Source organism: Mesorhizobium sp. WSM4823, assembly GCF_055811195.1.
The window spans coordinates 967,607-990,130 of record NZ_JBVVQL010000001.1 but is presented as its reverse complement, the minus strand read 5'-3'; the positions used below and the strand labels follow the sequence as shown (position 1 = coordinate 990,130).

Annotated in this window: 22 protein-coding genes; 11 read left to right on the top strand and 11 right to left on the bottom strand. The window is 63.3% G+C overall.

The genetic code is table 11. The features are described 5' to 3' along the window. Nucleotides 1–192: 192 nt before the first annotated feature. Nucleotides 193–1,113, top strand: coding sequence for a bifunctional 5,10-methylenetetrahydrofolate dehydrogenase/5,10-methenyltetrahydrofolate cyclohydrolase (locus tag AC0L26_RS04705; RefSeq protein WP_473631471.1), 921 nt, complete (start codon nt 193–195; stop codon nt 1,111–1,113). 18 nt (nt 1,114–1,131) lie between these two features. On the opposite strand, the gene glcF is transcribed toward AC0L26_RS04705, so the two are convergent. From glcF to AC0L26_RS04680, 5 genes are all read right to left on the bottom strand, one after another. Further along, nucleotides 1,132–2,463 (bottom strand): glycolate oxidase subunit GlcF, encoded by a 1,332-nt coding sequence (gene glcF, locus AC0L26_RS04700; protein ID WP_473631470.1) that lies wholly within the window; start codon nt 2,461–2,463, stop codon nt 1,132–1,134. Nucleotides 2,464–2,472: 9 nt separating this feature from the next. Next, the gene (locus AC0L26_RS04695) at nt 2,473–2,874 is read right to left on the bottom strand and encodes a DUF4870 family protein (RefSeq protein ID WP_354492019.1); all 402 of its coding nucleotides are present in this window, start codon (nt 2,872–2,874) and stop codon (nt 2,473–2,475) included. Then, nucleotides 2,871–4,127 (bottom strand): FAD-binding protein, encoded by a 1,257-nt coding sequence (locus AC0L26_RS04690; RefSeq protein ID WP_473631469.1) that lies wholly within the window; start codon nt 4,125–4,127, stop codon nt 2,871–2,873. The genes AC0L26_RS04695 and AC0L26_RS04690 overlap by 4 nt, the downstream gene beginning before the upstream one ends. Next, a complete protein-coding gene (locus tag AC0L26_RS04685; RefSeq protein WP_473631467.1) occupies nt 4,124–4,708 on the bottom strand; it encodes an ASCH domain-containing protein in 585 nt (194 codons plus the stop codon). The genes AC0L26_RS04690 and AC0L26_RS04685 overlap by 4 nt, the downstream gene beginning before the upstream one ends. Before the next feature lie 98 nt (nt 4,709–4,806). Continuing rightward, nucleotides 4,807–6,303 carry an FAD-linked oxidase C-terminal domain-containing protein gene (locus AC0L26_RS04680; protein ID WP_473631466.1) on the bottom strand — a complete coding sequence of 499 codons (1,497 nt, stop codon included), beginning with the start codon at nt 6,301–6,303 and terminating at the stop codon, nt 4,807–4,809. A 261-nt stretch (nt 6,304–6,564) separates the two neighbouring features. Here AC0L26_RS04680 and AC0L26_RS04675 point away from each other — a divergent pair, with 261 nt between their 5' ends. Genes AC0L26_RS04675 through AC0L26_RS04665 form a run of 3 tightly spaced genes read left to right on the top strand, consistent with a single transcriptional unit; the run spans nt 6,565 to nt 9,370 of the window. After that, nucleotides 6,565–7,368 carry a FadR/GntR family transcriptional regulator gene (locus tag AC0L26_RS04675; protein ID WP_352937215.1) on the top strand — a complete coding sequence of 268 codons (804 nt, stop codon included), beginning with the start codon at nt 6,565–6,567 and terminating at the stop codon, nt 7,366–7,368. A 56-nt stretch (nt 7,369–7,424) separates the two neighbouring features. After that, nucleotides 7,425–8,561: an alpha-hydroxy acid oxidase gene (locus AC0L26_RS04670; protein ID WP_292405417.1), complete on the top strand. Its 1,137-nt coding sequence runs from the start codon at nt 7,425–7,427 to the stop codon at nt 8,559–8,561. A 35-nt stretch (nt 8,562–8,596) separates the two neighbouring features. Then, nucleotides 8,597–9,370 (top strand): metallophosphoesterase, encoded by a 774-nt coding sequence (locus tag AC0L26_RS04665; RefSeq protein WP_352937228.1) that lies wholly within the window; start codon nt 8,597–8,599, stop codon nt 9,368–9,370. 551 nt (nt 9,371–9,921) lie between these two features. Here the strand turns inward: AC0L26_RS04665 and AC0L26_RS04660 are convergent. Next, nucleotides 9,922–10,053 carry a hypothetical protein gene (locus AC0L26_RS04660; protein WP_352937229.1) on the bottom strand — a complete coding sequence of 44 codons (132 nt, stop codon included), beginning with the start codon at nt 10,051–10,053 and terminating at the stop codon, nt 9,922–9,924. A 268-nt stretch (nt 10,054–10,321) separates the two neighbouring features. Further along, nucleotides 10,322–11,020: a type 1 glutamine amidotransferase gene (locus AC0L26_RS04655; RefSeq protein WP_473631540.1), complete on the bottom strand. Its 699-nt coding sequence runs from the start codon at nt 11,018–11,020 to the stop codon at nt 10,322–10,324. Between the two features lie 87 nt (nt 11,021–11,107). Between AC0L26_RS04655 and AC0L26_RS04650 the strand changes: the two genes are divergently transcribed. The 4 genes from AC0L26_RS04650 (at nt 11,108) to AC0L26_RS04635 (ending at nt 15,206) form a co-directional block, all read left to right on the top strand. Beyond that, nucleotides 11,108–11,770, top strand: coding sequence for a hypothetical protein (locus AC0L26_RS04650; RefSeq protein ID WP_473631465.1), 663 nt, complete (start codon nt 11,108–11,110; stop codon nt 11,768–11,770). Nucleotides 11,771–11,801: 31 nt separating this feature from the next. Further along, a complete protein-coding gene (locus tag AC0L26_RS04645) occupies nt 11,802–12,536 on the top strand; it encodes a 16S rRNA (uracil(1498)-N(3))-methyltransferase (protein WP_473631464.1) in 735 nt (244 codons plus the stop codon). 103 nt (nt 12,537–12,639) lie between these two features. Beyond that, nucleotides 12,640–14,013: a glutamate--cysteine ligase gene (locus AC0L26_RS04640; RefSeq protein WP_473631463.1), complete on the top strand. Its 1,374-nt coding sequence runs from the start codon at nt 12,640–12,642 to the stop codon at nt 14,011–14,013. Nucleotides 14,014–14,114: 101 nt separating this feature from the next. Beyond that, complete coding sequence (locus AC0L26_RS04635; protein ID WP_473631462.1) at nt 14,115–15,206, top strand: DUF937 domain-containing protein; 1,092 nt, start codon at nt 14,115–14,117, stop codon at nt 15,204–15,206. A 147-nt stretch (nt 15,207–15,353) separates the two neighbouring features. Here AC0L26_RS04635 and AC0L26_RS04630 read toward each other — a convergent pair whose 3' ends face one another. Continuing rightward, a complete protein-coding gene (locus tag AC0L26_RS04630; protein ID WP_352937205.1) occupies nt 15,354–15,644 on the bottom strand; it encodes a DUF1127 domain-containing protein in 291 nt (96 codons plus the stop codon). Between the two features lie 231 nt (nt 15,645–15,875). Here AC0L26_RS04630 and AC0L26_RS04625 point away from each other — a divergent pair, with 231 nt between their 5' ends. The 3 genes from AC0L26_RS04625 to AC0L26_RS04615 all read left to right on the top strand — a co-directional run bounded on the left by AC0L26_RS04625 (nt 15,876) and on the right by AC0L26_RS04615 (nt 19,658). Continuing rightward, complete coding sequence (locus AC0L26_RS04625; RefSeq protein ID WP_473631461.1) at nt 15,876–16,832, top strand: LysR substrate-binding domain-containing protein; 957 nt, start codon at nt 15,876–15,878, stop codon at nt 16,830–16,832. 73 nt (nt 16,833–16,905) lie between these two features. Next, on the top strand, nt 16,906–18,471 hold the full coding sequence (gene xseA, locus AC0L26_RS04620) for an exodeoxyribonuclease VII large subunit (protein ID WP_473631460.1): 1,566 nt from the start codon (nt 16,906–16,908) through the stop codon (nt 18,469–18,471). A 56-nt stretch (nt 18,472–18,527) separates the two neighbouring features. Continuing rightward, on the top strand, nt 18,528–19,658 hold the full coding sequence (locus AC0L26_RS04615) for a DmpA family aminopeptidase (protein ID WP_473631459.1): 1,131 nt from the start codon (nt 18,528–18,530) through the stop codon (nt 19,656–19,658). Nucleotides 19,659–19,752: 94 nt separating this feature from the next. Here AC0L26_RS04615 and AC0L26_RS04610 read toward each other — a convergent pair whose 3' ends face one another. From AC0L26_RS04610 to AC0L26_RS04600, 3 genes are all read right to left on the bottom strand, one after another. Next, a complete protein-coding gene (locus AC0L26_RS04610; RefSeq protein ID WP_473631458.1) occupies nt 19,753–20,007 on the bottom strand; it encodes a hypothetical protein in 255 nt (84 codons plus the stop codon). Between the two features lie 618 nt (nt 20,008–20,625). Further along, nucleotides 20,626–21,381 (bottom strand): ATP-binding cassette domain-containing protein, encoded by a 756-nt coding sequence (locus AC0L26_RS04605; protein ID WP_354492030.1) that lies wholly within the window; start codon nt 21,379–21,381, stop codon nt 20,626–20,628. Continuing rightward, complete coding sequence (locus tag AC0L26_RS04600) at nt 21,374–22,435, bottom strand: ABC transporter permease subunit (RefSeq protein WP_473631457.1); 1,062 nt, start codon at nt 22,433–22,435, stop codon at nt 21,374–21,376. Before AC0L26_RS04600 ends, AC0L26_RS04605 begins: the two co-directional genes overlap by 8 nt. Nucleotides 22,436–22,524: the final 89 nt, after the last annotated feature.

The following is a 22,524-nucleotide window of genomic DNA, read 5'->3' as shown; positions in this document are numbered from 1 at the left end:
ACGGGCCGTGTGGGGATGCGGCCAGTCACGAAAGGGCAGCACGGCAAACCGCGCTGCCCTTTCTGTTTCTGGAACACGATCGGGCTTGGCCAGCACGTCGCGCTGAAGGTATGGCGGTTCGCATTCTCGCTGCCATTCTTCTCGTTTTTTTGCTATGTCGGCCGCAGCGCTTCCAGATAAAGGCCCATCTCTATGCCCCTGCCCGACGACAGCCGCTATCTCAAAGGTGGCCCGGTCGCCCAACGCATCATCGCTGCCGTTCGCGAGGATGCAACGATCGCCACCGCCGAAGGTTTTCCGCCCAAACTGATATCGATCACTGTCGGCGACACCGCAGCGGTCGATGTCTATGTGCGCAACCAGCGCGCCAAGGCGGCATTGGCCGGCATCGGTTTCGAGGAAAGACGGTTTTTCGCCGACATCACATCAGGCGAACTGGAAGCGGCGATCCACGGCCTTAATGCCGATCCACGCGTCACCGGCATCATCATCCAGCGGCCGGTGCCGGCGCATATCCCGATCAAGACACTGCAAGCGGCGGTGCATCCGCTCAAGGACGTCGAGGGCATGCATCCAGCCTCAATCGGCAATATCGTCTACAACCAGCTCGACCTCGCGCCGTGCACGGCCGCCGCTTCGGTCGAACTGCTCAAGGAAACCGGTCTCGATCTGAAGGGGCTAGAGGTCGTCATCGTCGGTCATTCCGAGATCGTCGGCAAGCCGATCGCCTTCCTGCTGATGAGCGAAGGCGCGACGGTGACGGTCTGCCATCACATGACGCGTTCGGTGGCAGCGCACGCGCGCCGCGCCGACGCGCTGTTCGTCGCGGTTGGCAAGCCGCGGCTGATCAAGGCCGACATGGTCAAGCCGGGTGCGGCAGTCATCGACATCGGGATCAATGCCGAGATCGGACCGGACGGGGAAAGCCGCATCGTCGGCGACGTCGATACCGAGAGCGTCAAGCATGTCGCGTCCTGGATCACGCCGGTGCCGGGCGGCGTCGGCCCCATCACCGTGGCGATTCTTTTGCGCAACACGATGGTGGCGCTCAGCCGCCAGCGCGCGCGCTACCAGGCGACCTACGGCGTGGTGGACAAGCTCGCTGCTGAGTGAGAGCAGTCTGGAGTAACGTCACTCCGCTGCCACGACCGACCTGTTTTCCCGCACGCCGTCCGGTTTCGGCCCGCCATAGGCCCAGTCGAGCAGTTTTATCGTATGCACCACTGGCAGCTTCGCAGCCGAGGCGATCTGGGTGATGCAGCCGATATTGCCGGTGGCGACGATTTCAGCACCCGTCGCCTCGATATTCCTGACCTTGCGGTCACGCAGCTGAGCCGAAATCTCGGATTGCAGGATGTTGTAGGTGCCGGCCGAGCCGCAGCACAGGTGCCCCTCGCGCGGCTCGCGCACGACAAAGCCGGCTTTGGCCAGAAGCTCCTTCGGCTGACGGGTGATCTTCTGGCCGTGCTGCATCGAACAGGCCGAGTGATAGGCGACGATGGTGCCCGGCTTGCGCACCGGCTCCGGCAGGTCGAGGCCCATCAGATATTCGGTGATGTCCTTGGCCAGCGCCGACACAAGCGCCGCCTTGCCGGCATAGGCCGGATCGAGGCGTAGCATGAAACCATAATCCTTGATGGTGGTGCCGCAGCCGGACGCGGTGATGACGATGGCATCCAGCCCGCCCTGGTCGATGGCGCGCGTCCAGGCGTCGACATTGCGCCTGGCCGCAGCAAGCGCGGCCTCCTCGCGGCCCATATGATGCACCAGCGCGCCGCAGCAGCCCTCGCCCTCAGGCACGACGACGTCGACGCCGAGCCGCGTCAGCAGCGCGATCGTCGTGTCGTTGATGCCGGGATCGAGCACGGATTGCGCGCAGCCGGTGAGGATGGCGACGCGGCCAATTTTTCTCGCACCCTGGCCGGCATGGATGCCCGGCGAAGCCATTGGCGAGGCGACGGGAACCGACGCCGGAGCGAGCTTGAGCATCGCGCCCAGCGGCTTCAATGCCGAGACCTTTTCGAACAGACCGGCGAATGGCTGGCCGAGCTTCGCCAGCTTGAGCGCAGCTCGAAAACGCGCGGGATAAGGCAGCACGAAAGCCAGCATGGCGCGCGTCAGGCGATCGAGCAGCGGGCGCTTGTAGGTTCCCTCGATATGGGCGCGGGCATGATCGACCAGATGCATGTAGTTGACGCCCGACGGACAGGTGGTCATGCAGGCGAGGCAGGACAGGCAACGGTCGATATGGGTGACGATTTCCTTGTCGGCCGGACGGCCGTTCTCCAGCATGTCCTTGATCAGGTAGATCCGCCCACGTGGCGAATCCAGCTCGTTGCCAAGCGTCACGTAGGTCGGGCAGGTGGCTGTGCAGAAGCCGCAATGCACGCATTTGCGCAGGATCTTTTCCGATTCCGCGACATGCGGATCGGCGAGCTGGGCAGCTGAGAAATTGGTCTGCACTAGAAATTCCTATAATCCCAGAAACCAGCTTTCCGGATTTTTGACCGGCTCGCCGCGCTGCAGCGCCTGCAGGCCGAGAATGCAGCGGGCGATGAACCAGACGGCGACGGCGAACATCAGCACGACGCCTATCGCCACCATCATCAGCACAACCGAGACCAGCGCATAAAGCAGGCCGATCCAGAAGGTGCGGATCAGGAATGTGTAGTGGCTCTCGACGAAGCCGCCCGATTTGCCGCGGTTGATATAGGCCAGAACGATGCCGACAATGCCGGTGACGCCGATGACGAGGCTGGCAAGATAGAGGATGTAGATGACCAGTGCGTTGGTCGGACCGGGCTCCAGCCAGCGGTCGGTCTGGCGCGGCGCGGGTTTGCCTGAGTCGGTCGGGCCTGGATTGATGTCGCTCATGATGCTGCTCTCTCGGTTGCCGGGCCAAGAGTAGCAGAGCCTGCAGCCGGCGCCATACGGCCGGGATTGAGGATATTCTTGGGATCGAACTCGGCTTTGAGCCGCGCCGACAATGCCGCCAGTTGCGGCGCCTGTGGCTCGAATACCGGCACAGCGGCGCGATGCGAAGGGGCGGCGCGCACCAGCGTCGCATGGCCGCCGCCATATTGTCTCACCAGTCCGCGCAGGAGATCGGCTTCGGGATCGCCATGTTCCATGCGCAGCCAGGCCAGTCCACCCTGCCAATCATAGAAGGCATCGACGGCCGCCTGCATGCGCAGTGCCAGCACCATCTGGTGACCTTGTGCCGGCGCCATCGACACGCGCCACACCGGCTTTTCCAGGCCGTCGGCAAACGGTGCGCAATTTCTGATATCGCGCCAGACGGAATGCGAGATATCGCCCGAAATTTCCTCGAGCGGGCCGGCATTTCGGAGCAGGTCTTTCAGAGCGGCGATGCGGTAGGCGACCGACGGCCCAAACCCTTCGACGCGCAGCAATGTCGCCGCGGCACCGCCGAGACTGCCGCCGGCGACCCGTGCGGCGACGCGTTCAGGAAGATGGGCGGCGCTCGACACTTCCGCGCTGGAGCCGAGCGCCAGCGCCATGGCCGCCGCGGCATGGTCGTCGAGCAGGCCACGGACGGCGAGCGTGACTTCGGTTTCGGCAGCGGGCAGGACCTTGAAGGTGACGTCGGTGAACACAGCCAGCGTGCCCCAGCTGTTGGCCATGAGCTTGGAGAGATCATAGCCGGTGACGTTCTTGACCACACGACCGCCCGACTTGAAGGCCTCGCCGCGGCCCGAAACCGCTGCAATGCCGAGGATATGGTCGCGCGCCGCGCCCGCCTTCAGCCGGCGCGGGCCGCAAAGGTTCGCCGCCAGCACACCACCAATGGTGCTTTTTCCCTTCTCGCCGCCGAGCAGCGGGCCGAAATCCAGCGGCTCGAAGGCAAGCTGCTGGCCGTTTTCGGCAAGCAGGCTTTCGATCTCGGCGAGCGGCGTGCCGGCTTTCGCCGACAGCACCAGTTCGGCCGGCTCGTAGAGCGTGACGCCGGACAGTTTCGACAGGTCGAGCGTGTGTTCCGTCTGCAGCGGGCGGCCAATGCCGCGTTTGGAGCCGTGGCCGAGGATTTCGAGCGGCGATTCTTCCGCCGCGGCCCAGGCGACGGTGGAGAGGACTTCGGCTGATGTGGATGGGGTGAAGGTGGTCAAAGCCTATGCTCCCGAAGTCTTTCGAGAACTGCCTCACCTCTTGGCGACAACCTGTAACCGACATCAAGGCTCTCGGTCAGGCCAAGCTCCTTGAGCTTGCGGACATCCTGTTTGAATTTCGGCTTTTCGACGCTGAGTTTGTCGGCGAGGGACGCTGCTGGCGTGGCAGCGTTTCTCGCAATCAAGCCGAGTATCGCGGCGAAGTAGCCAGGAGCGGTCTTGTCCCAGCGTTCGAAACGCGCCGCAAGCGCATGCCAATCGGCATCGGACAGGTCCCCCGAATTGCGCAAGCCGATCCGTGCGTCGACCTCAACGCCGTCGAAAGCAATCCGGTAGAGGCTGCGATCACCACCGGCGCGGAGATCAGCAAGGAGGGCGGCGCGATCGGCGTAACCCGCAGCCATCGCATCTGCGTCAGTCAGTCCGGTCTCGTCTGCCGGTTCGACCTTGCCGATGCGCACGACTCCGGCTGCCGTCCGCAGCCTTGTGCCGGCCTTGACCGTCGGCCGCTTCCATCGGCGAAAGGCGAGCGTAATGTCGCCGCGTGCGATTTTGTCCAGCGAGGATTGTTTGAACAGCAACTCAGGCCTCACGCGGGTATGTGGACAAGCGCGGCAGAACTTGGGTTCCTCGCCCCCGCAACGCGGGGGAGAGGAACCGCCATTCTGCGACGCTACCATCAAAACCTCGGAATGTCGGGAAACGCCGTCTGCCCGCGATGCACGTGCATGCGTCCGAGCTCGGCGCAGCGGCGCAACTGCGGAAACACCTTGCCCGGATTGAGCAGATGGTTGGGGTCGAAAGCGCATTTGACCCGCATCTGCTGGTCGAGGTCGATCTGGTTGAACATTTCCGGCATCAGGTCGCGCTTCTCGACGCCGACCCCGTGCTCGCCGGTCAGCACGCCGCCGACCTTGACGCAGAGCCGCAGGATGTCGGCGCCGAAGCTTTCCGCCTTGTCGAGCTCGCCCGGCATATTGGCGTCATAGAGGATGAGCGGATGCAGGTTGCCGTCGCCGGCATGGAAGACATTGGCGACGCCGAGGCCATATTTTTCCGAGAGCTCGCGCATGCCGGCGAGCACGCGCGGCAGTTCCTTGCGCGGGATGGTGCCGTCCATGCAGTAATAGTCGGGTGAGATGCGGCCGACCGCCGGGAAGGCTGCCTTGCGGCCGGCCCAGAAGCTCAGCCGTTCCTGCTCCGACTGCGAGATGCGGCATGTGGTCGAGCCGTTCCTATAGGCGATGGCTTCGACAAGGCCGATCAAATGATCGACCTCGACGCCGGGTCCATCGAGCTCGACGATCAGCAACGCCTCGACATCCAGGGGATAGCCGGCATGGACGAAATCCTCGGCCGCGTGGATAGCCGGGCGATCCATCATCTCCATGCCGCCCGGGATGATGCCGGCGCCGATGATGTCGGCGACGCACTGGCCGCCCTCCTCGCTGGTCGGAAAGCCGATCAGAAGCGCCCGCGCCGTCTCCGGCTTCTTCAGGATCCGCACGGTGACTTCGGTGACGACGCCAAGAAGCCCTTCGGAACCGGTCATGACGCCGAGCAGGTCATAGCCTTCCGCGTCGAGGTGCTTGCCGCCGAGCCGCACCACCTCGCCGTTCATCAGCACCATCTCGATACCGAGCACATTGTTGGCGGTAAGACCATATTTCAGGCAATGCACGCCGCCGGAATTCTCCGCGACATTGCCGCCGATCGAGCAGGCGATCTGGGAGGATGGATCGGGGGCGTAATAAAAGCCCTCCTGCTCGACGGCGGTGGTGATGCCAAGATTGGTGACGCCCGGCTGGGCGACGACGATGCGGTTGGGAAAATCGATCTCGAGGATGCGGTTGAACCGGCTCATCACCAGCAGCACGGCGTCTTCGAGCGGCAGCGCGCCGCCGGACAGCGAGGTGCCGGAACCACGCGGCACGACGCGGATATTGCGGTCGTTGCAATATTTCAGCACGCGCGACACCTGCGCCACCGTTTCGGGCAGCACCACGACCAGCGGCAATTGCCGATAGGCGGTGAGGCCGTCGCTCTCGAACGCACGCATCGAATTGGCCGCGTCGACGACGCCTTCGCCCGGCACGATGATGCGCATATCGGCGACGATCTCGTCGCGCCGGCGCATCGTGGCGTCGTCTGGCTTCGGCATCAGCAGGCCGGACATTCACAGCCTCCTTCAATTGAGTGGTAAAAATGTTTTACCAGCGACTTGTCACTGTTGCAAATCCCACTTGCCAAATTCGGGAAACCCGACGGCTCGCAATTTTCGATGCCGAGAATGTTTTGTCGCAAATAAGAGATTAGCCGAAGACGATATCCGCCTCAGCGTCGCAATCTGCCCGGCGAACCAATTGGATAAATAATTTGACCACCTATCGACACTGGCTTTATCCTGCGCAAGACCGGTTCAACCCAGGCATTCCCGTTGAGCGACATTTTCTCCAGGATCGAGCATTCTCGGACCGCCGACGAGGTGGTGCAGCAGATCGAAAACCTGATCCTCGAAGGCGTCCTGCGCACCGGCGACAAGCTACCGGGCGAACGCGAGCTGGCGCGTCGGTTCGAAGTATCGCGGCCGATCCTGCGCGATGCGCTGAAGGTGCTGGAGGGGCGCGGGTTGCTGACGACACGGCCCGGCGGCGGCACCCATGTCGCCGACGTCATCGGCCAGCTGTTCACCAAGCCGGTGACGGACCTGATCTCTATGCACCGCAAAGCGGCGACCGACTATCTGGAATACCGCCGCGAGATCGAAGCGGTAGCGGCCGAGTACGCGGCGCGACGCGCCACATCCGACGACCTGGCGCTGCTCGACCGCATCATGGCGCGCATGGACGAGGCGCACCGGACCGGCAACTTCGACGACGAGGCGGAAATCGACGTCGAGTTCCACCACGCGATCTGCGAATGTGCGCACAACATCATCCTCTTGCATACGCTGCGCTCGTGCTACCGGCTGCTGTCGGAGGGCGTGTTCCAGAACCGGCTTTTGGTGTTCAACGTGCCGGGCGCGCGCGAGGCGCTGCTTTCGCAACACCGGGCGATCTACGCAGCGGTGAAAGCCGGCGACCCGGCGGCTGCAAGACAGGCGGCCATGGACCACATCACCCATGTCGAACGCGCCATGACCGAGGCCGAGCGCAGCGGCGACTGGCAGCGCGTGTCGCGCCTGAGGCTCATGCAGCGCTCCGAAGCCGGCGACAGCGAGCCGGCAAAGAAACGCTCTTGAGCGCCGGCAAGAAAAAATCAACAACGACGAATTAGCGAAGAACCAGCGGGAAGCCCATGAGCATGATCCTCACCATCGCCGATCTCAAGGACCTGGCGCGCCGCCGCGTGCCGAAGATGTTCTTCGACTATGCCGATTCAGGTGGATGGACCGAAAGCACCTACCGGGCGAACGAGGAAGATTTCCAAAAGATCAAATTCCGCCAACGCGTGCTGGTCGACATGAGCAACCGTTCGCTGGAATCGACCATGATCGGCGAGAAAGTGGCGATGCCGGTGGCGCTGGCGCCGACCGGCATGACCGGCATGCAGCACCCCGACGGCGAGATGCTGGCGGCGCAGGCGGCGGAGGAATTCGGCGTGCCGTTCACGCTGTCGACGATGAGCATCTGTTCGATCGAGGATGTCGCATCGGTGACCAAGAAGCCGTTCTGGTTCCAGCTCTACGTGCTGCGCGACAAGGATTTCGTCCTCGACCTGATCGACAGGGCGAAGGCAGCGAAATGCTCGGCGCTGGTACTGACGCTCGATCTGCAGATTCTCGGCCAGCGTCACAAGGATATCCGCAACGGGCTTTCGGCGCCGCCGCGTTTCACGCCGAAGCACATGTGGCAGGTGGCGACCCGGCCGGGCTGGTGCATTGGCATGGCAGGCACCAAGCGTCGGACCTTCCGCAACATCGTTGGCCACGCCAAGGGCGTCGGCGACCTCACCTCGCTGTCGTCATGGACGACGGAGCAATTCGACCCGCATCTGTCGTGGAAGGACGTTGCCTGGATCAAGGAGCGCTGGGGCGGCAAGCTGATTCTGAAGGGCATCCTCGACAAGGAAGACGCGCTGATGGCGGCCAAGACCGGCGCCGACGCGATCATCGTCTCCAATCATGGCGGACGCCAGCTCGATGGTGCGTCGTCGTCGATCGGAGTGCTCGAAGAGATCGCCGACGCGGTCGGCGACACGATCGAGGTCCATATGGATGGCGGCATCCGCTCGGGCCAGGATGTGCTGAAAGCGCTTTGCCTCGGTGCCAAGGGCACCTATATCGGCCGGCCTTTCCTTTACGGCTTGGGCGCGCTCGGTAAGGAAGGCGTGACAAAAGCCTTGGAGATCATCCGCAAGGAGATGGACATAACGCTGGCGCTGTGCGGAAAGCGTTTGGTAACCGACATGGGCAAGGATCAGCTTCGACGTTAGACTCCCGTGACGGCATGATCACAGAGATGCAAGCATTGACCGCCCCCGGCATCCACTTTCTCGACGCGCGCGGACCGGAAGGCATCCGCCTTTATGCGGTCGGCGACGTGCATGGCCGGCTCGACCTGCTTGCCGCCATGTACCACCGGATTGCGGCCGAGATCCGCCAGGCACGGCCGGCCGACTGGCGTGTCATCCATCTCGGCGACTATGTCGACCGCGGCCCGGATTCCAAGGGGGTCCTCGATTTCCTGATCGAAGCGCAAAAACGCGACCCGCGCCACCTGATGCTCGCCGGCAATCACGACATCGGCTTCCTCGACTTTCTCGACACACCGGATGCGGACGGGCTTTTCATGCGCTATGGCGGCATCCAGACCGCGCAATCCTACGGCGTGGCGCTCAATGAAGGCGGCGGCGCGTGGTTTGGCAGGTCCGAGGCAGCACTGCGGCAAGGCCATGCAGCGCTTGTCGAGGCCGTGCCGAAAAGCCATGTCGACTTCCTGCAGTCGCTGCCGTTTTCATTGACGTTCGGCGACTTCTTCTTCTGCCATGCCGGCATCCGCCCGGGCATTGCGCTGGAAAGTCAGAGCACGCAGGACCTGATCTGGATCCGCGATATCTTCCACAACCATGCGGGCCTCCATCCGAAGATCGTGGTGCACGGCCACACGCCGGTGCCGGAGGCGGAGGTGATGATCAACCGCGTTAACATCGACACGCTCGCCTGGCAGACGGGAAACCTTACCGCGCTCGTCGTGGACGGCGCGGACAAGCGTATCCTGGTGGTATCGGGGGAGAGAGCTTAAAAGCATTTTTCGCAGAGCTGATCGGCAGCGACCGCCGATGGTTTCTGTCAGCCAATCTCGGTGGCGGGCCGCAAACCTCGCAGATTTCCCTCGCTTCGTCATCCCTGGGCGGAGCAAGGAGCGAAGCGACGCGGCGCAGACCCTGGGATCCAGCCGCTACCTCACAGCAATACTCCGGCCGTAGCGGCTGGTGAAGCGCAAACGCTGACCGGTTGTGCTCTGGCATCCGGCGGCCGAGGTCGTTGGCAACGCCGATATAGATCGTGCCGCACTCTGACAAGCGCTTATATGGACGTAGCCGGTCATGGTTTAAGGGTTGCTGGCGCCATTGCCGGTACGACCGCCGTTCTGGACCGCTGCATTCTTCGGCCGATGTAACGGAATGGATCCCAGGGTCTGCGCTCCGCTTCGCGTCGCTCCGCCCTAGGATGACGAAGGCCTGGGTTATGGCTGGCTAATCGTAAACCCTGGAGATTGCAGGCCGGTTACCAGCAACTATCGATGGTGCCTGTCAGGCCCAGTCAAAGAATCAAAATCTCTGTGCAGAGAGCCTAGCGAAGCGCAGTGGTGACGCCATAGCCGTCGATGGCGTTGTGATTGTTGGCTGCGTCGCCAGCATAGGTGCCGAGGCCGCACAACACGATGGCCGACAACATGACAAAGGACAGAAGCGCTGCTTTCACGGACGTCATCTCTTGTTGAGCTTTCTGTATCTGTGCACGAGCCGGGTTACCAATGGGTTGAAACGGAAAACACGATTTCGCGCTTCTAGGGATGTTCTGTATCGGCGATGTGTCGCGCGAGTGATCCAAAGGGTTTATCGCGTTGCATTGACGATGCAGAGCGGGTGCCTTCTAGGGTGGCGGGCGGCCACAAGCCAAGGACGAAAGAAACTGTCCACAGCGGATTTTTGCCGGCGTGCCAAATATGCAACGTACGTCCTGACAAGCGTCAGATTGCCGCCACCCAGGCGCGGGCGATGGCCAGCCCGGCGGCATCGGCATCCGGTCCGTTGCGGGCGATTTCGTCGTCGAGCCGATCGCTCCAGTCGGGATGCCGCTGGGCTATGAGCGGGGCGAAGGACTTGCTCCAGTCGCGGACCATCGGACGGTCGGCCTCGAAATGGAACTGAAAACCATAGACGGCGCGGCCGATGCGAAACGCCTGGTTCTCGGCGACATCGTTGCCGGCGAGCCGCACGGCGTTTTCAGGCAGCACAAAGGTGTCGTCGTGCCATTCGAAGATAGGAAATTTCTCGGGCAGTGCGCCGAGCACCGGATCGGCCTTGGCCGCCGGCGTCAGCGATACGCCGCACCAGCCGAATTCGTTGGCAGCGCCGATCCGGTTCTCGCCGCCAAAGGCGCGGGCGACCAGCTGACTGCCGAGGCAGATGCCGAGCACGGCGCGGTCCCTGTCGGCGAAATCGCGGGTCAGTTCGAGCAAGGCGGGGAAATAGGGATAGTCGTCGTCGGCCAGCGCGTTCTGGCCACCGCCAAGCACCACCAAGGCGTCGTGCCCGGCAGCATCTTCCGGCAGGGCATCGCCTTGATAGGGGCGGCGCAGATCGAGATCGGCGCCGGCCTCAGCAAGCGCTGCGCCGACCTGGCCAAGGCCCGCTTTGTCGTAGTTCTGGACCACCAGCACCCGCATCGAAAAACCTGCTGACACGAAAAAGATGCGACGAGCGATATCATGCCGCCGTCATTCCAGCCAAGATGCGTATTCGGGGAGAAAGCTATGCCACTGCAGAACCGGGTAGACCCGTTCGGCGTCATCCATGCCGTGCCGGAACGCGGCCTGTTCATGGGCAATCGCGGCATCATCCATGATCCCGAAACGAAGACGCTGCTGAAAAAGCGCTGGGCGCTGCATGCCTGGATCATCTGCGTCTGCGAATTCCGCGACGCGCAGCGCGAGCCGATGGGCCGAAATCGGCCAGGAGGAAAACCCGGCTGGACCGAATTGTTTTTCCTGGACGAGGTGACGGCGCTCTCGGCCGGGCATCGGCCCTGCTTCTTCTGCCGGCGCGAACGGGCCAGGGATTTCGTCCAGCGCTTCGGCGTATCCTTCGGCATTGCCGAGCCGCGCGCACCGCAGGTCGACAAGCGACTGCATAAGGAGCGGCTCGCGGCAGGCGGGCGGGCACCGGTCGTATCCGCAGAAGAGCTTGCCGGGCTGCCGGACGGCGCTATGGTCGCGGACGGCGGCAACGCTTATGCATTGCGCAGCGGCAAGGCACTGCGCTGGTCGTTCGCAGGCTATACGCATCCGGTGGGGGGCCATCCGGTGGGATTCGGCGGCTTTGCCAACCGTCCAATCCGCCTGCTCACGCCGGCAACCACCGTATCCGTGCTGAGGCAAGGCTACGAACCCGTCTGGCATCCCTCGGCCGAGACTTGACGCCAGGAGCCGGCTCGCCCATTCCTCGGCGATGCGCGCCAATTACAAGATGCAGCGGCTGTTCGTGCCGGACGACCTCGGACCGGATATCGAGTTTGAGGCGAGCCCGCAGCAGGGCCACTATTTGATGCATGTGCTGCGATTCGGCGAAGGCGCCGAAGTCCTGTTGTTCAACGGCCGTGACGGCGAATGGTTAGCGGCAATCGCCGCCAAATCCAAGAAAGCGGTACGCCTGAAGGTGCTCACCTTGCAGCGGCCGCAGCCGCCGCTGCCCGATCTCGTCTACTGTTTTGCGCCATTGAAGCAGGGGCGGCTCGATTATCTGGTGCAGAAGGCGGTCGAGATGGGCGCCGGCGTCCTGCAGCCGGTCGTCACCCAGCACACGCAAGCGACAAAGCCTGGCATAGAACGCCTGCGCGCCAATGTCGTCGAGGCCGCCGAACAATGCGGCATCCTGGCCGTGCCGGAGGTGCGCGAGGCGGAAAAATTCGAACGCCTGCTGGCAGGCTGGGACAAGGAACGGCGGTTGATCTTCTGCGACGAGGATGCCTCGACCAACAATCCCCTGCCCGCGCTGCAAGCGGTGCGGGAGAAGAAGTTCGGGCTGCTGGTCGGGCCGGAGGGTGGGTTTTCCGACGAGGAACGAAGGCTGCTGAGGGCGCTGCCCTTCGTCACGGCGATTCCGCTTGGTCCCCGCATCCTGCGCGCCGATACGGCTGCGGTGGCGGCACTTGCCGTGATGCAGGCGACGGTCGGAGACTGGTGATCAATTCCAGTTACCCTGTGGCTCAGGATTTTTCGCTTGCTCGTCTACTGACATTTCGTCATCTAGCGTCGGCGGTCGTCTGACCGCCTGCAGAGGACTTGTAATGGCGCGCGACACAACCGATTTCCGGCCCATTGAAGGCGTCGACGAGCTTGTCGAGCATCTGGCCGAAGGCAACAAGCCGCGCGACAAATGGCGCATCGGCACCGAACACGAGAAATTCCCGTTCTATATCGACGGCAATGCGCCGGTGCCCTATGGCGGCGAGCACGGCATCCGCGCCATTCTCGAAGGCATGCAGGAAAAACTCGGCTGGGATCCTATCATCGACGACGGCCGCATCATCGGCCTGGTCGAGCCGACCGGCCAGGGCGCGATCTCGCTGGAACCCGGCGGCCAGTTCGAGCTGTCTGGCGCACCGCTGGAGACGATCCACCAGACCTGCCGCGAGGGCAATGCGCATCTGGCGCAGGTGCGCGAGATCGCCGAGCCTATGGGCATCCGCTTCCTCGGCCTCGGCGGCAGCCCGAAATGGTCGCTGGCCGAGACGCCGAAAATGCCGAAATCTCGCTACGAGATCATGACGCGCTATATGCCCAAGGTCGGCACCAAGGGCCTCGACATGATGTACCGCACCTGCACCATCCAGGTGAATCTCGACTTCGAGAGCGAGGCCGACATGCGCCGCAAGATGCAGGTGTCGCTGAAGCTGCAGCCGCTGTCGACGGCGCTGTTCGCCAACTCGCCCTTCACCGAGAGCCGGCCCAACGGATTGCAGAGCTGGCGCGGCGACATCTGGCGCGACACCGACAACCAGCGCTCGGGCCTGCTCGAATTCTGCTTCTCGCCCGATTTCGGCTTCGCCGACTATGTCGAATGGGCGCTCGACGTGCCGATGTACTTCGTCATCCGCGACGGCCAGTACCACGACATGACGCACGTCACCTTCCGCCAGTTCATGGCAGGTGCCGCCCGCAAGGAGATACCCGACGGGCTGCCGACGATGGGCGATTGGGCGAACCATTTGTCGACGCTGTTTCCCGACGTGCGCTTGAAGCGTTTCCTTGAAATGCGCGGCGCCGATGGCGGACCGTGGCGGCGCATCTGCGCGCTGCCGGCGTTCTGGGTCGGGCTGCTCTATGACGCGGCGGCGCTCGACGCGGCCGAGGCGCTGACCTCGAGCTGGAGCTATGAAGAAGTGCTGGCAATGCGCAACGCCGTGCCCGCGCAAGGTATTTCGGCGCCGTTCCGCAACACGACACTGCGCGAGATCGCCCGCGACGTGCTGGTCATCTCCCGCATGGGGCTGAAGAACCGCGGCCGCAAGAACCGTGACGGCTACGACGAAACTTCGTTCCTCAGCACGCTGGACGAAGTCGTCGCGCGCGGTACCACCAGCGCCGAAGAGCTGCTCTCGGCCTATCATACGCGCTGGGGCGGTTCGATCGAGCCAGTGTTCATGGAGTATGCGTATTAACTGTTCGCTATCCGCTTGGCCGACAGCTCAAGAAAGCCGCTTCAATCAATGATGGAAACGGATTAGTTTCTCTCCCTAGGATTTTCCCGAGGAGAAAACCAATGCCTTCCTTGTTCGACATTCTAGCACAGGCTCAGAACGGAAATGGCATGCAGGCGCTGGCCCAACAGTTCGGGCTTTCGCAGCAGCAAACGCAATCGGCGGTCGAGGCGTTGCTGCCGGCCTTTTCACAGGGGCTGAAGCGCAACACCTCCGACCCTTACGGGCTCGGCTCGTTCATGACGGCAATGGCCAGCGGCCAGCACGCCAAATATTTCGAGGACGCAAGCCGGGCTTTCTCGCCGCAGGGCGTCGATGAAGGCAACGGCATTCTTGGCCATCTGTTCGGCTCGAAGGATCTGTCGCGCGCCGTTGCCGGCCAGGCTGCGCAGGCAAGCGGCGTTAGCCAGCAGGTCTTGCAGCAGATGCTGCCGGCCGTCGCTTCGATGGTCATGGGCGGTCTGTTCAAACAGACCAACAACCAGATGCAGGGGGCCGGCGGCTTCGGCGGCAGCGGCAATCCACTCGGCGAGCTCATCGAGCAGATGATGCGGCAAGCGGGCGGCGGCGGCCAGGCGCCGGCACCACAGCAACGCCAGCCGCCGCAGCCTGCAGACCCAGCTGACAATTCGCTTGGCAAGGTGCTGCAGGACATATTCGGCGGCGGTGGCCAGCAGCCGCAAAGCCAGCCACAGCAGACACAGAACCCCATGGGCGACAATCCGCTCGGCAAGGTGCTGCAGGACATGTTCGGCGGTGGTGCGCAGCAGCCGCAGCGCCAGCCCCAGCAGACGCAGAATCCGATGGGCGACAATCCGCTCGGCAAAGTGCTGCAGGACATGTTCGGCGGTGGCGCGCAGCAGCCGCAGCGCCAGCCCCAGCAGACGCAAAATCCGATGGGCGACAATCCGCTCGGCAAGGTGCTGCAGGACATGTTCGGCGGCGGCCAAGGGGGCGGCATGGCTGGGGGGCAGCCTGCGCCGCAACAGCGCCAGGCACCGCAGCCCGCGCCCAATCCGAGCGGCAGGCCAAGCAATCCATTCGACGATCTGTTCGGCAAGATGTTCGAGACGGGTGCGCAGCAGCGCGACGACTACCAAAAGGGCATGGAGTCGATCTTCGACCAGTTCAAGCAGGGAATGGGTCGGCGGTAAACTGACGAGGTGGCCGACACCTGATCTTCAGCGCCGCCCAAAGAAAATGCCCGGTCCTTGTGAGAACCGGGCAGTGTGCAGGCGAGCCGGCGGGGAACCGGCAGGGAGTGGGAGCCTGCGAAATCCTGGGCAGCAACCGGAACGCGATCAGGCCACCTTGCGGGCAAGATCCTCGATCGTGTCCGCGCGATCGGTCGCGATGACGCGAAGCCTCTCGGTTGGATCGCGGCCAAACGGTACCTCAATGGCGACGTGGAGATCGGCGCGCGTCAAGCCGATGTCGGCGAGTTCGGAGTCCGACATTTCGCCGAGGCGGTAGAAGGCGCGGCGGTTTTTCCAGGCGCGGTAGACGTTGGAAATGGCATTGGCCGCGCGCGTCGCAATAGCCGGACGCGACGTGATGCGCGAAGTCTCGGTGGCGAAGTCGAACGTAGCCATATCAGCCTCCTTCATATTTGAACGGACGAAGCGGGGCGATCGGCGCTGGCAACAGCGGCCGTTCCGGTCCCGATCCACGTAGAAGATGCACGTCGTCGTCCCAAAAACGGTGACCACTTAGGCGACATGCACTGCCTTGATGTGGACAATGCCGAATCTGCCACTGCTTGATTGATTAATCCAACGAATGTTTCTAATCTTTAGCATCAACACTAATGATGGATTGGACCGATGAAAGCGCCACTCGATCTCGATCAGTTGCAGACCTTCGTCTCGATCGTCGACACCGGCAGCTTTACCCGCGCGGCGGAAGAGGTGCATCGGACGCAGTCGGCGGTGTCCATGCAGATGCGCCGGCTGGAGGAACGGGTCGGCAAGCCGCTGTTCGAAAAGGACGGGCGCACCAACAAGCTGACCGAGGATGGCGACAGGCTGCTGTCCTATGCAAGGCGGCTGCTGTTCCTCAATCGGGAAACGCTGGCTGCCTTCGACGACCGGCGGCTCGAAGGCACGATCCGCATCGGCACGCCGGACGACTATGCCGATCGCTTCCTGCCCGAGATCATGGCCCGCTTCGCCCGTTCCAATCCGCGTGTCGAGCTGACCGTGATCTGCGAGCCGACGCCGGGGCTGGTCGACCATATCAAGCGCGGCAATCTCGATCTGGCGCTGGTGACGCACAATGACGCGCACGGCCAGTCGGAAGTGGTGCGGCGCGAACCGCTGCTGTGGGTCACTTCGGCCAACCACGCGACGCATGAGCAAGACACATTGCCGATGGCTTTCGGCCGGCCGAACTGCATCTGGCGGCGGGCTGCCGTCGACGTGCTCGACCGGCAGAACCGTGACTACCGCATCCTGTTCACCAGCTTCTCGGCAACCGTCATCACCGCCGCGGTGCTTTCCGGCCTGGCGATCTCGGTGCTGCCGGAATGTGCGCTGCGGCCCGGGATGAGGGTTCTGGGCGACGCCGAGGGATTCTGCCCCCTGCCCGATTGCCGCATCGGCATCATGCGCGGCCAGACGTCGCGACCGGAGATCGTCGAGGCGCTTGCCCGTCACATTTCGGAAAGCCTCGACAATATTTCCGTGCCGCTCGGCGAAGAGACGGGAACCTTCGACTTTGCAGCGCTCGCCTTTTCGAAGATGAAGCGAACCAAGCCGAACCAGATCCTGCCGGGCTGGTGAAAGACCCCGCAATTGGGCAGGCACCGGACACAGCCGTCTTGACGCGGACGCACAACCGCCCCCCAATCGGCCAATGAGCGACGCAGTATCCGAATCACGCACCAATGCCACCGAATACACGGTGAGCGAGATTTCCGGCGCACTGAAGCGCACGGTCGAGGACGTCTTCGGCAATGTGCGGGTGCGCGGCGAAATTTCCGGCTATCGCGGGCCGCATTCCTCGGGCCATGCCTATTTCTGCCTGAAGGACGACCGCGCGCGGCTCGATGCCGTGGTGTGGAAGACCACGATGAGCCGGCTGAAATTCCGCCCCGAAGAAGGTATGGAGGTGATCGCCACAGGCAGGCTCACCACCTATCCCGGAAAGTCCAACTACCAGATCGTCATCGACAATCTGGAGCCGGCCGGCGCCGGGGCGCTGATGGCACTGCTGGAAGAACGCAAGCGCCGGCTGCAGGCCGAAGGCCTGTTCGATGCCGGTCGCAAGCGCTTGCTGCCATTCATGCCGCGCGTCATCGGCGTCGTCACCTCGCCGACAGGCTCCGTCATTCGCGACATCATCCACCGGATCAAGGACCGGTTTCCGCTGCATGTGCTTGTGTGGCCGGTGCGGGTGCAGGGCGAGACGGCAGGCGCGGAAGTGACCGCCGCCGTCGCCGGTTTCAACACACTGGCGCAGGATGGTGTTATCCCGCAGCCCGACCTGTTGATCGTGGCGCGTGGCGGCGGCAGCCTCGAGGACCTTTGGGGGTTCAATGACGAGGCGCTGGCTCGTGCCGTCGCCGCCTCCCGCATTCCAGTGATCTCCGCTGTCGGCCATGAAACGGACTGGACGCTGATCGACCTGGCGGCGGATGTGCGGGCGCCGACACCGACGGGTGCCGCCGAAATCGCCGTGCCCGTGCGGGCCGACCTAGAAGTGACGCTTGCCGGTCTTGGTGCGCGGCTCAAGGCAGCGGCATCGCGTAATTTCGAGCGCAAGCGCCAGGCGGTCCGTGCCGCCGCCCGTGCGCTGCCCTCGCCCGACCAATTGCTGGCGCTGCCGCGCCGGCGTTTCGACGAGGCGACGAGCCGGCTTGGCCGGGCGCTGTCCGTCAGTGTCCAACGCAAGCGAGCCAGGCTTCAGGCGCAGCGGCTGACGCCGGCCACGCTGTCGCGACGCATGAACGAGGCCCGCACGCTGGCAGGCCGCGACCTCGCCCGCGCGCAAGCGGCGTTCTTCGCCATCGTGCGCGAGCGGCGAACACGGTTTTCGCGTACCGCTGCAAGGCTGTCCCCCGCGCCGATTGCAAGGCGGCAAAAATTGCAGGCCGATACTTTGGCTGCTTTGTCACGGCGGCAGGACCGGGTGATTTCGGTGCGAATCGAACGGTTGCGGGGGAAACTGACCCAGGCCGACCGGCTGCTGGCGACGCTGTCGCACAAGGCGGTGCTGGCGCGGGGTTTTGCCTTGGTGAAAGACGCCGACGGTACGGTGATCAAGCAGGCGGCTGACGTGGCGTCGGGGATGGCGCTTTCGCTGGAGTTCGCCGACGGAACCGCCAATGCGGTTGCGACCAGCGGTGCCGCACGGCCGAAAGCAACTGTAAGGCCAGTCGCCAAAGCCAAGGAGCATGGCAATCAGGGCTCTTTGTTTTGAATGCCATGACTTCTGAATGCCCATGACTTCTGAGTGGCAATGACTTCTGAATGGCAATGACCGACAATCATCACCAGACGACACCGTCCGGCAGGCCTCGCGCAAGAGCCTTCGGCGTAAGTTTTGACGGCGTCCCCGGACCTTTCAACGCCATCACCGATGTGCCTGGCGTTGCGGTCGGTTATTCGACGCTGATTTCCGGCGATGGTGCGCTGGTGGTCGGCAAGGGCCCGGTGCGCACCGGGGTGACCGCTATCCTGCCCAGACCGCGTGCCGATCTGGCCACACCGGTCTTTGCCGGTATCTTCAGCCAGAACGGCAATGGCGAATTGACCGGCTCGCACATCGTCGAGGAGACGGGCGCCTTCAATTTCCCGATCACTATCACCAACACGCATTCCTGCGGGGTTTCACGCGACGGAACGCTGCGCTGGATGCAGCGCGTGCTGCCAGCCGCGCTCGACAGCGCCTGGGGCCTGCCGGTGGCGGCGGAAACCTATGACGGCTTCCTGAACGACATCAACGGCCACCATCTCACATTCGAGCATGTTGCCGCGGCACTCGACGGCGCGACCAATGGGCCGATCGAGGAAGGCAGCGTCGGCGGCGGCACCGGCATGATCGCCTTCGGTTTCAAGGCAGGCTCCGGCACGGCATCGCGCGTCGTCGAATGGCACGGCCGGCGCTACACGGTCGGCGCGTTCGTGCAGGCGAATTTCGGCAAGCGGAGCAATTTTACCATTCGCGGCCTGCGCGCCGGGCCAGACCTCGAGGAACCGGCGATCCGCGAAGGCACGCCACGCGCCGAAAAGGGCTCTATCATCGGGATCGTCGCCACCGATGCGCCATTCCTGCCGCATCAGATGAAGCGGCTGGCCCGCCGGGTGCCGCTCGGCGTCGCCATGACCGGCGGCTTCGGCTATCACAGCTCGGGCGATATTTTCCTGGGCTTTTCGACCGCCAACCGCGAGGCGGCACTGGCGCCGTCAGGCAGCATCGCCAACGCCGATTTCATCCCCGACAGCGACATCGATCCATTCTTCGACGCGGTGATCGGGAGTGTGGAGGAGGCAATCCTCAATGCGCTGGTCGCCAATGACGACATGACCGGGCGGGACGGCAATTTTGTGCCGGCGCTGCCGAAGGCATGGCTCGAAAGCAGATTCGGTGTAAGTCAGGGGACGTAAACTGCCTGGCGCCGTCGCACGCGCGGCGCAGGTCTTGAAAATGGTTGAGCCGGGTCAATAGATGCCTTTCCCGGCCTTTCGCCGGGTCGGCATATCACTCGGTGGGCTTATCCGAATTCTTTTCTTCCTCTTCGGCCTCGGCCGCTTCTTCCAGCCTCGACGCTATAAGCTCCTTGATATCGCCAACCTCTTCCTGGATGTCCTCCAGCGGTATGCCGGCCTCAGCCGCCTTGGCGGCGCATTCCCTGGCGAGGGTCTCGGCCTGCTTCTCGATCCTGTCCGGCGAGGCGTGGCAGTGGACCTTTTCGCCGATCCACTCCTGCAAGAACTCGATCGCGTGTTCACTCATACTGCTATTCCCTGGCGGCTGCGCCGGTTGGTAATCATAAACGCCAGCATCCCGGAAAAGATGCACGCCCCATTCCAACCGAGTCGTCGTCACCCGGCAAGCCGATCTTGTCCAAGCTCCACAGAGCTGAAGGAAATCGAAGGTTCAAGGAGCTCATTCTAATTCTTGAGGGGATTCTGTTTTCTTGAGGAGACCGGCACCATATGCTGGGATCATGCCCCGGATCGCGCCATTGTTTCTACTTGCTTTTTTTCGGTATTCCAGCCGATTGCCATCACCACAGGTGTCATAATATGTGACGCCATTCGCCGCGCGACCCTAGGTACGCGGGCCGAAGCCGCCGCTATATAGTGACATCCTCAAGCAATGTCGACTCTGCTCGCCATCCTGCCTCTTCCCGCTACGTCGCGCATAGCTGGATGGCATCTTACCGTCATCGGGAACGAGCATATTTCGCCGGAAATCGAGCGAGCGCATCGCGATGCTGCGCAGCGGCCAGGCGCAGTAGCTATGCCGGCGACCTGCCTGTCCTGACGGGTTCTGGCGCCGTGCAGGCCGCGATACGGCGGACGGATGTTAGCCTCGAGAAGTGGCTGTTTCAGCAATCGAAAGTTCGGCCTATCCGCCAACCATGAGCTTGACGACTTCGTCATGATTGGTTTCCGAGATCTTGCGCTCGCCGGCCTGAACGCCCCGGCGCAGCACGACGATGCGGTCGGAAACGGCGAAAATATCCTGCAGATTATGCGAGATGAAGATCACGCCCCGCCCTTGCGCCTTGAGCTGGTGGATGAGCGAAATGACTTTGCGCTGTTCGGGCACGCCGAGGGCCGCGGTCGGTTCGTCCATGATCAGGATCTGCGCGTCCCAATAAACGGCCCGGCCGATGGCGACAGCCTGCCGCTGGCCGCCGGAGAAATTGCTGACCGGGGCGTCGAGCCGGCTGACATGGAAATCCAGCCGGCCCATCGTCTTCTTGGCGGCAACCGCCATGGCCTTGCGATCGAGCACCGGCAAAAAGCCGAAGGCCTTGCGCATGGGCTCACGGCCGAGGAAGATATTGGCGCCGATAGACAAATTGTCGGCGAGCGCGAGATCCTGATAGATGGTTTCGATGCCTTTGTCGCGCGCCTCATGCGGCGTCGCGAATGTCACCGGCTGCCCCCTCAGCAGAATTTCACCGCCCGTCGGCTGAAAGACGCCCGATATCGCCTTGATCAGCGTCGTCTTGCCGGCGCCGTTGTCGCCCGCCAGGGCCACCACTTCGCCGGGCCGCACAACCATGGAGAAATCGTTGAGCGCCCGGACGGCGCCGAAGTGCTTGGAAAGGTTCCGGACTTCCAGAAGGGGGGCGGTCTGGGCTGGGCTATTCATCCTGACGGGCTCCACTGAACCGGCGCTGCGCCTGGTCGATGAGAACGGAAATGATGATGACGAAGCCGACGGCGATGAATTGCCAGAACGGCTCGACATTGACGAAAACCAGCCCGTACTGAATGACCGCGATCACCAGCGCACCGGCAACCGTCCCGAAGATGGTGCCGGACCCGCCGAACAGGCTGGCGCCGCCGATCACGACGGCCGCGACGCTGTCGAGCAGCAACGGCTCGCCGGCCTGGGCCGCGCCCGCGGCGAAGCGCGCTGCATAGAGCGCGCCACCGAGACCTGCGCACATCGCCGAAAGTACATAAAGACGCAAGGTATGGCCCCTGATGTCGATGCCGGCACGACGCGCCGCCTGCACATTGGCGCCGATAGCGTAGTTGTGCTGGCCGAACCGGGTCTGACTCAGGATATAGTGCATCACAACGACGAAAACGGCGGCGATGATGACGAGATAAGGCACGCCGTAGAACCTGCCGTTGCCGAGCAGCGCGAACCAGGAATTCTGGACCGGCACCGTCGTGCCGCCGGCCAGCAGGTAAGCAACGCCGCGCGCAACGCCGAACATGCCAAGCGTGCCGATAAAAGGCGGAACTCTCAGGCGCGAGATCAGCAAGCCGTTGATGACGCCAGGCACGCCTGCGACGATCACGGCCGCCAAAATGCCCAACATCATGGCCAGTGGCAGCGGCATGGCGACGCCGGCCAGATTAGTGGCATGGGCCGCGACAACAGCGGCAAGGCCCATAATAAAGCCGAGCGAGAGGTCGATGCCTCCCGAAATGATGACGAATGTCTGTCCGGTCGCAAGCAGCAGCGGCGCCACGGCGAATATCGCAATGGACTGCAGGTTGAACGGATTGAGCATGAAGGTCGCGCCGAAGGAGAGCCTCGACCAAACCTCAAAACAGATGATCAGGCCGGCGAGAAACAGCCAGGCGCGCCCATCGGCGATGCGTCCGAGCCAGGTCCTGGCTGGATCACAATGGTCGGCCTGTGGAGCGACATGGGGTTCGCTTTGCTCGATTGGCGATGTTGAGGTCATTGATATCCGATCCGCGGCGCGGCCTCCGTCAACAGGGTCCCAGAGACCCGGCGCAGATCTCCTCCCGGCAAGCCGGAAGGAGATCAAGC

Bases quoted from the DNA above. Each gene is read 5' to 3' on its own strand.
- AC0L26_RS04680 (WP_473631466.1), bottom strand. From the start codon at position 6,303: ATGTCCGGCCTGCTGATGCCGAAGCCAGACGACGCCACGATGCGCCGG.
- AC0L26_RS04630 (WP_352937205.1), bottom strand. From the start codon at position 15,644: ATGGCTACGTTCGACTTCGCCACCGAGACTTCGCGCATCACGTCGCGT.
- xseA (WP_473631460.1), top strand. From the start codon at position 16,906: ATGAGCGACGCAGTATCCGAATCACGCACCAATGCCACCGAATACACG.
- AC0L26_RS04695 (WP_354492019.1), bottom strand. From the start codon at position 2,874: ATGAGCGACATCAATCCAGGCCCGACCGACTCAGGCAAACCCGCGCCG.
- AC0L26_RS04605 (WP_354492030.1), bottom strand. From the start codon at position 21,381: ATGAATAGCCCAGCCCAGACCGCCCCCCTTCTGGAAGTCCGGAACCTT.
- AC0L26_RS04670 (WP_292405417.1), top strand. From the start codon at position 7,425: ATGAGCATGATCCTCACCATCGCCGATCTCAAGGACCTGGCGCGCCGC.
- AC0L26_RS04610 (WP_473631458.1), bottom strand. From the start codon at position 20,007: ATGAGTGAACACGCGATCGAGTTCTTGCAGGAGTGGATCGGCGAAAAG.
- AC0L26_RS04615 (WP_473631459.1), top strand. From the start codon at position 18,528: ATGACCGACAATCATCACCAGACGACACCGTCCGGCAGGCCTCGCGCA.
- AC0L26_RS04625 (WP_473631461.1), top strand. From the start codon at position 15,876: ATGAAAGCGCCACTCGATCTCGATCAGTTGCAGACCTTCGTCTCGATC.
- AC0L26_RS04645 (WP_473631464.1), top strand. From the start codon at position 11,802: ATGCGCGCCAATTACAAGATGCAGCGGCTGTTCGTGCCGGACGACCTC.
- AC0L26_RS04600 (WP_473631457.1), bottom strand. From the start codon at position 22,435: ATGACCTCAACATCGCCAATCGAGCAAAGCGAACCCCATGTCGCTCCA.
- AC0L26_RS04650 (WP_473631465.1), top strand. From the start codon at position 11,108: ATGCCACTGCAGAACCGGGTAGACCCGTTCGGCGTCATCCATGCCGTG.
- AC0L26_RS04635 (WP_473631462.1), top strand. From the start codon at position 14,115: ATGCCTTCCTTGTTCGACATTCTAGCACAGGCTCAGAACGGAAATGGC.
- AC0L26_RS04640 (WP_473631463.1), top strand. From the start codon at position 12,640: ATGGCGCGCGACACAACCGATTTCCGGCCCATTGAAGGCGTCGACGAG.
- AC0L26_RS04705 (WP_473631471.1), top strand. From the start codon at position 193: ATGCCCCTGCCCGACGACAGCCGCTATCTCAAAGGTGGCCCGGTCGCC.
- AC0L26_RS04655 (WP_473631540.1), bottom strand. From the start codon at position 11,020: ATGCGGGTGCTGGTGGTCCAGAACTACGACAAAGCGGGCCTTGGCCAG.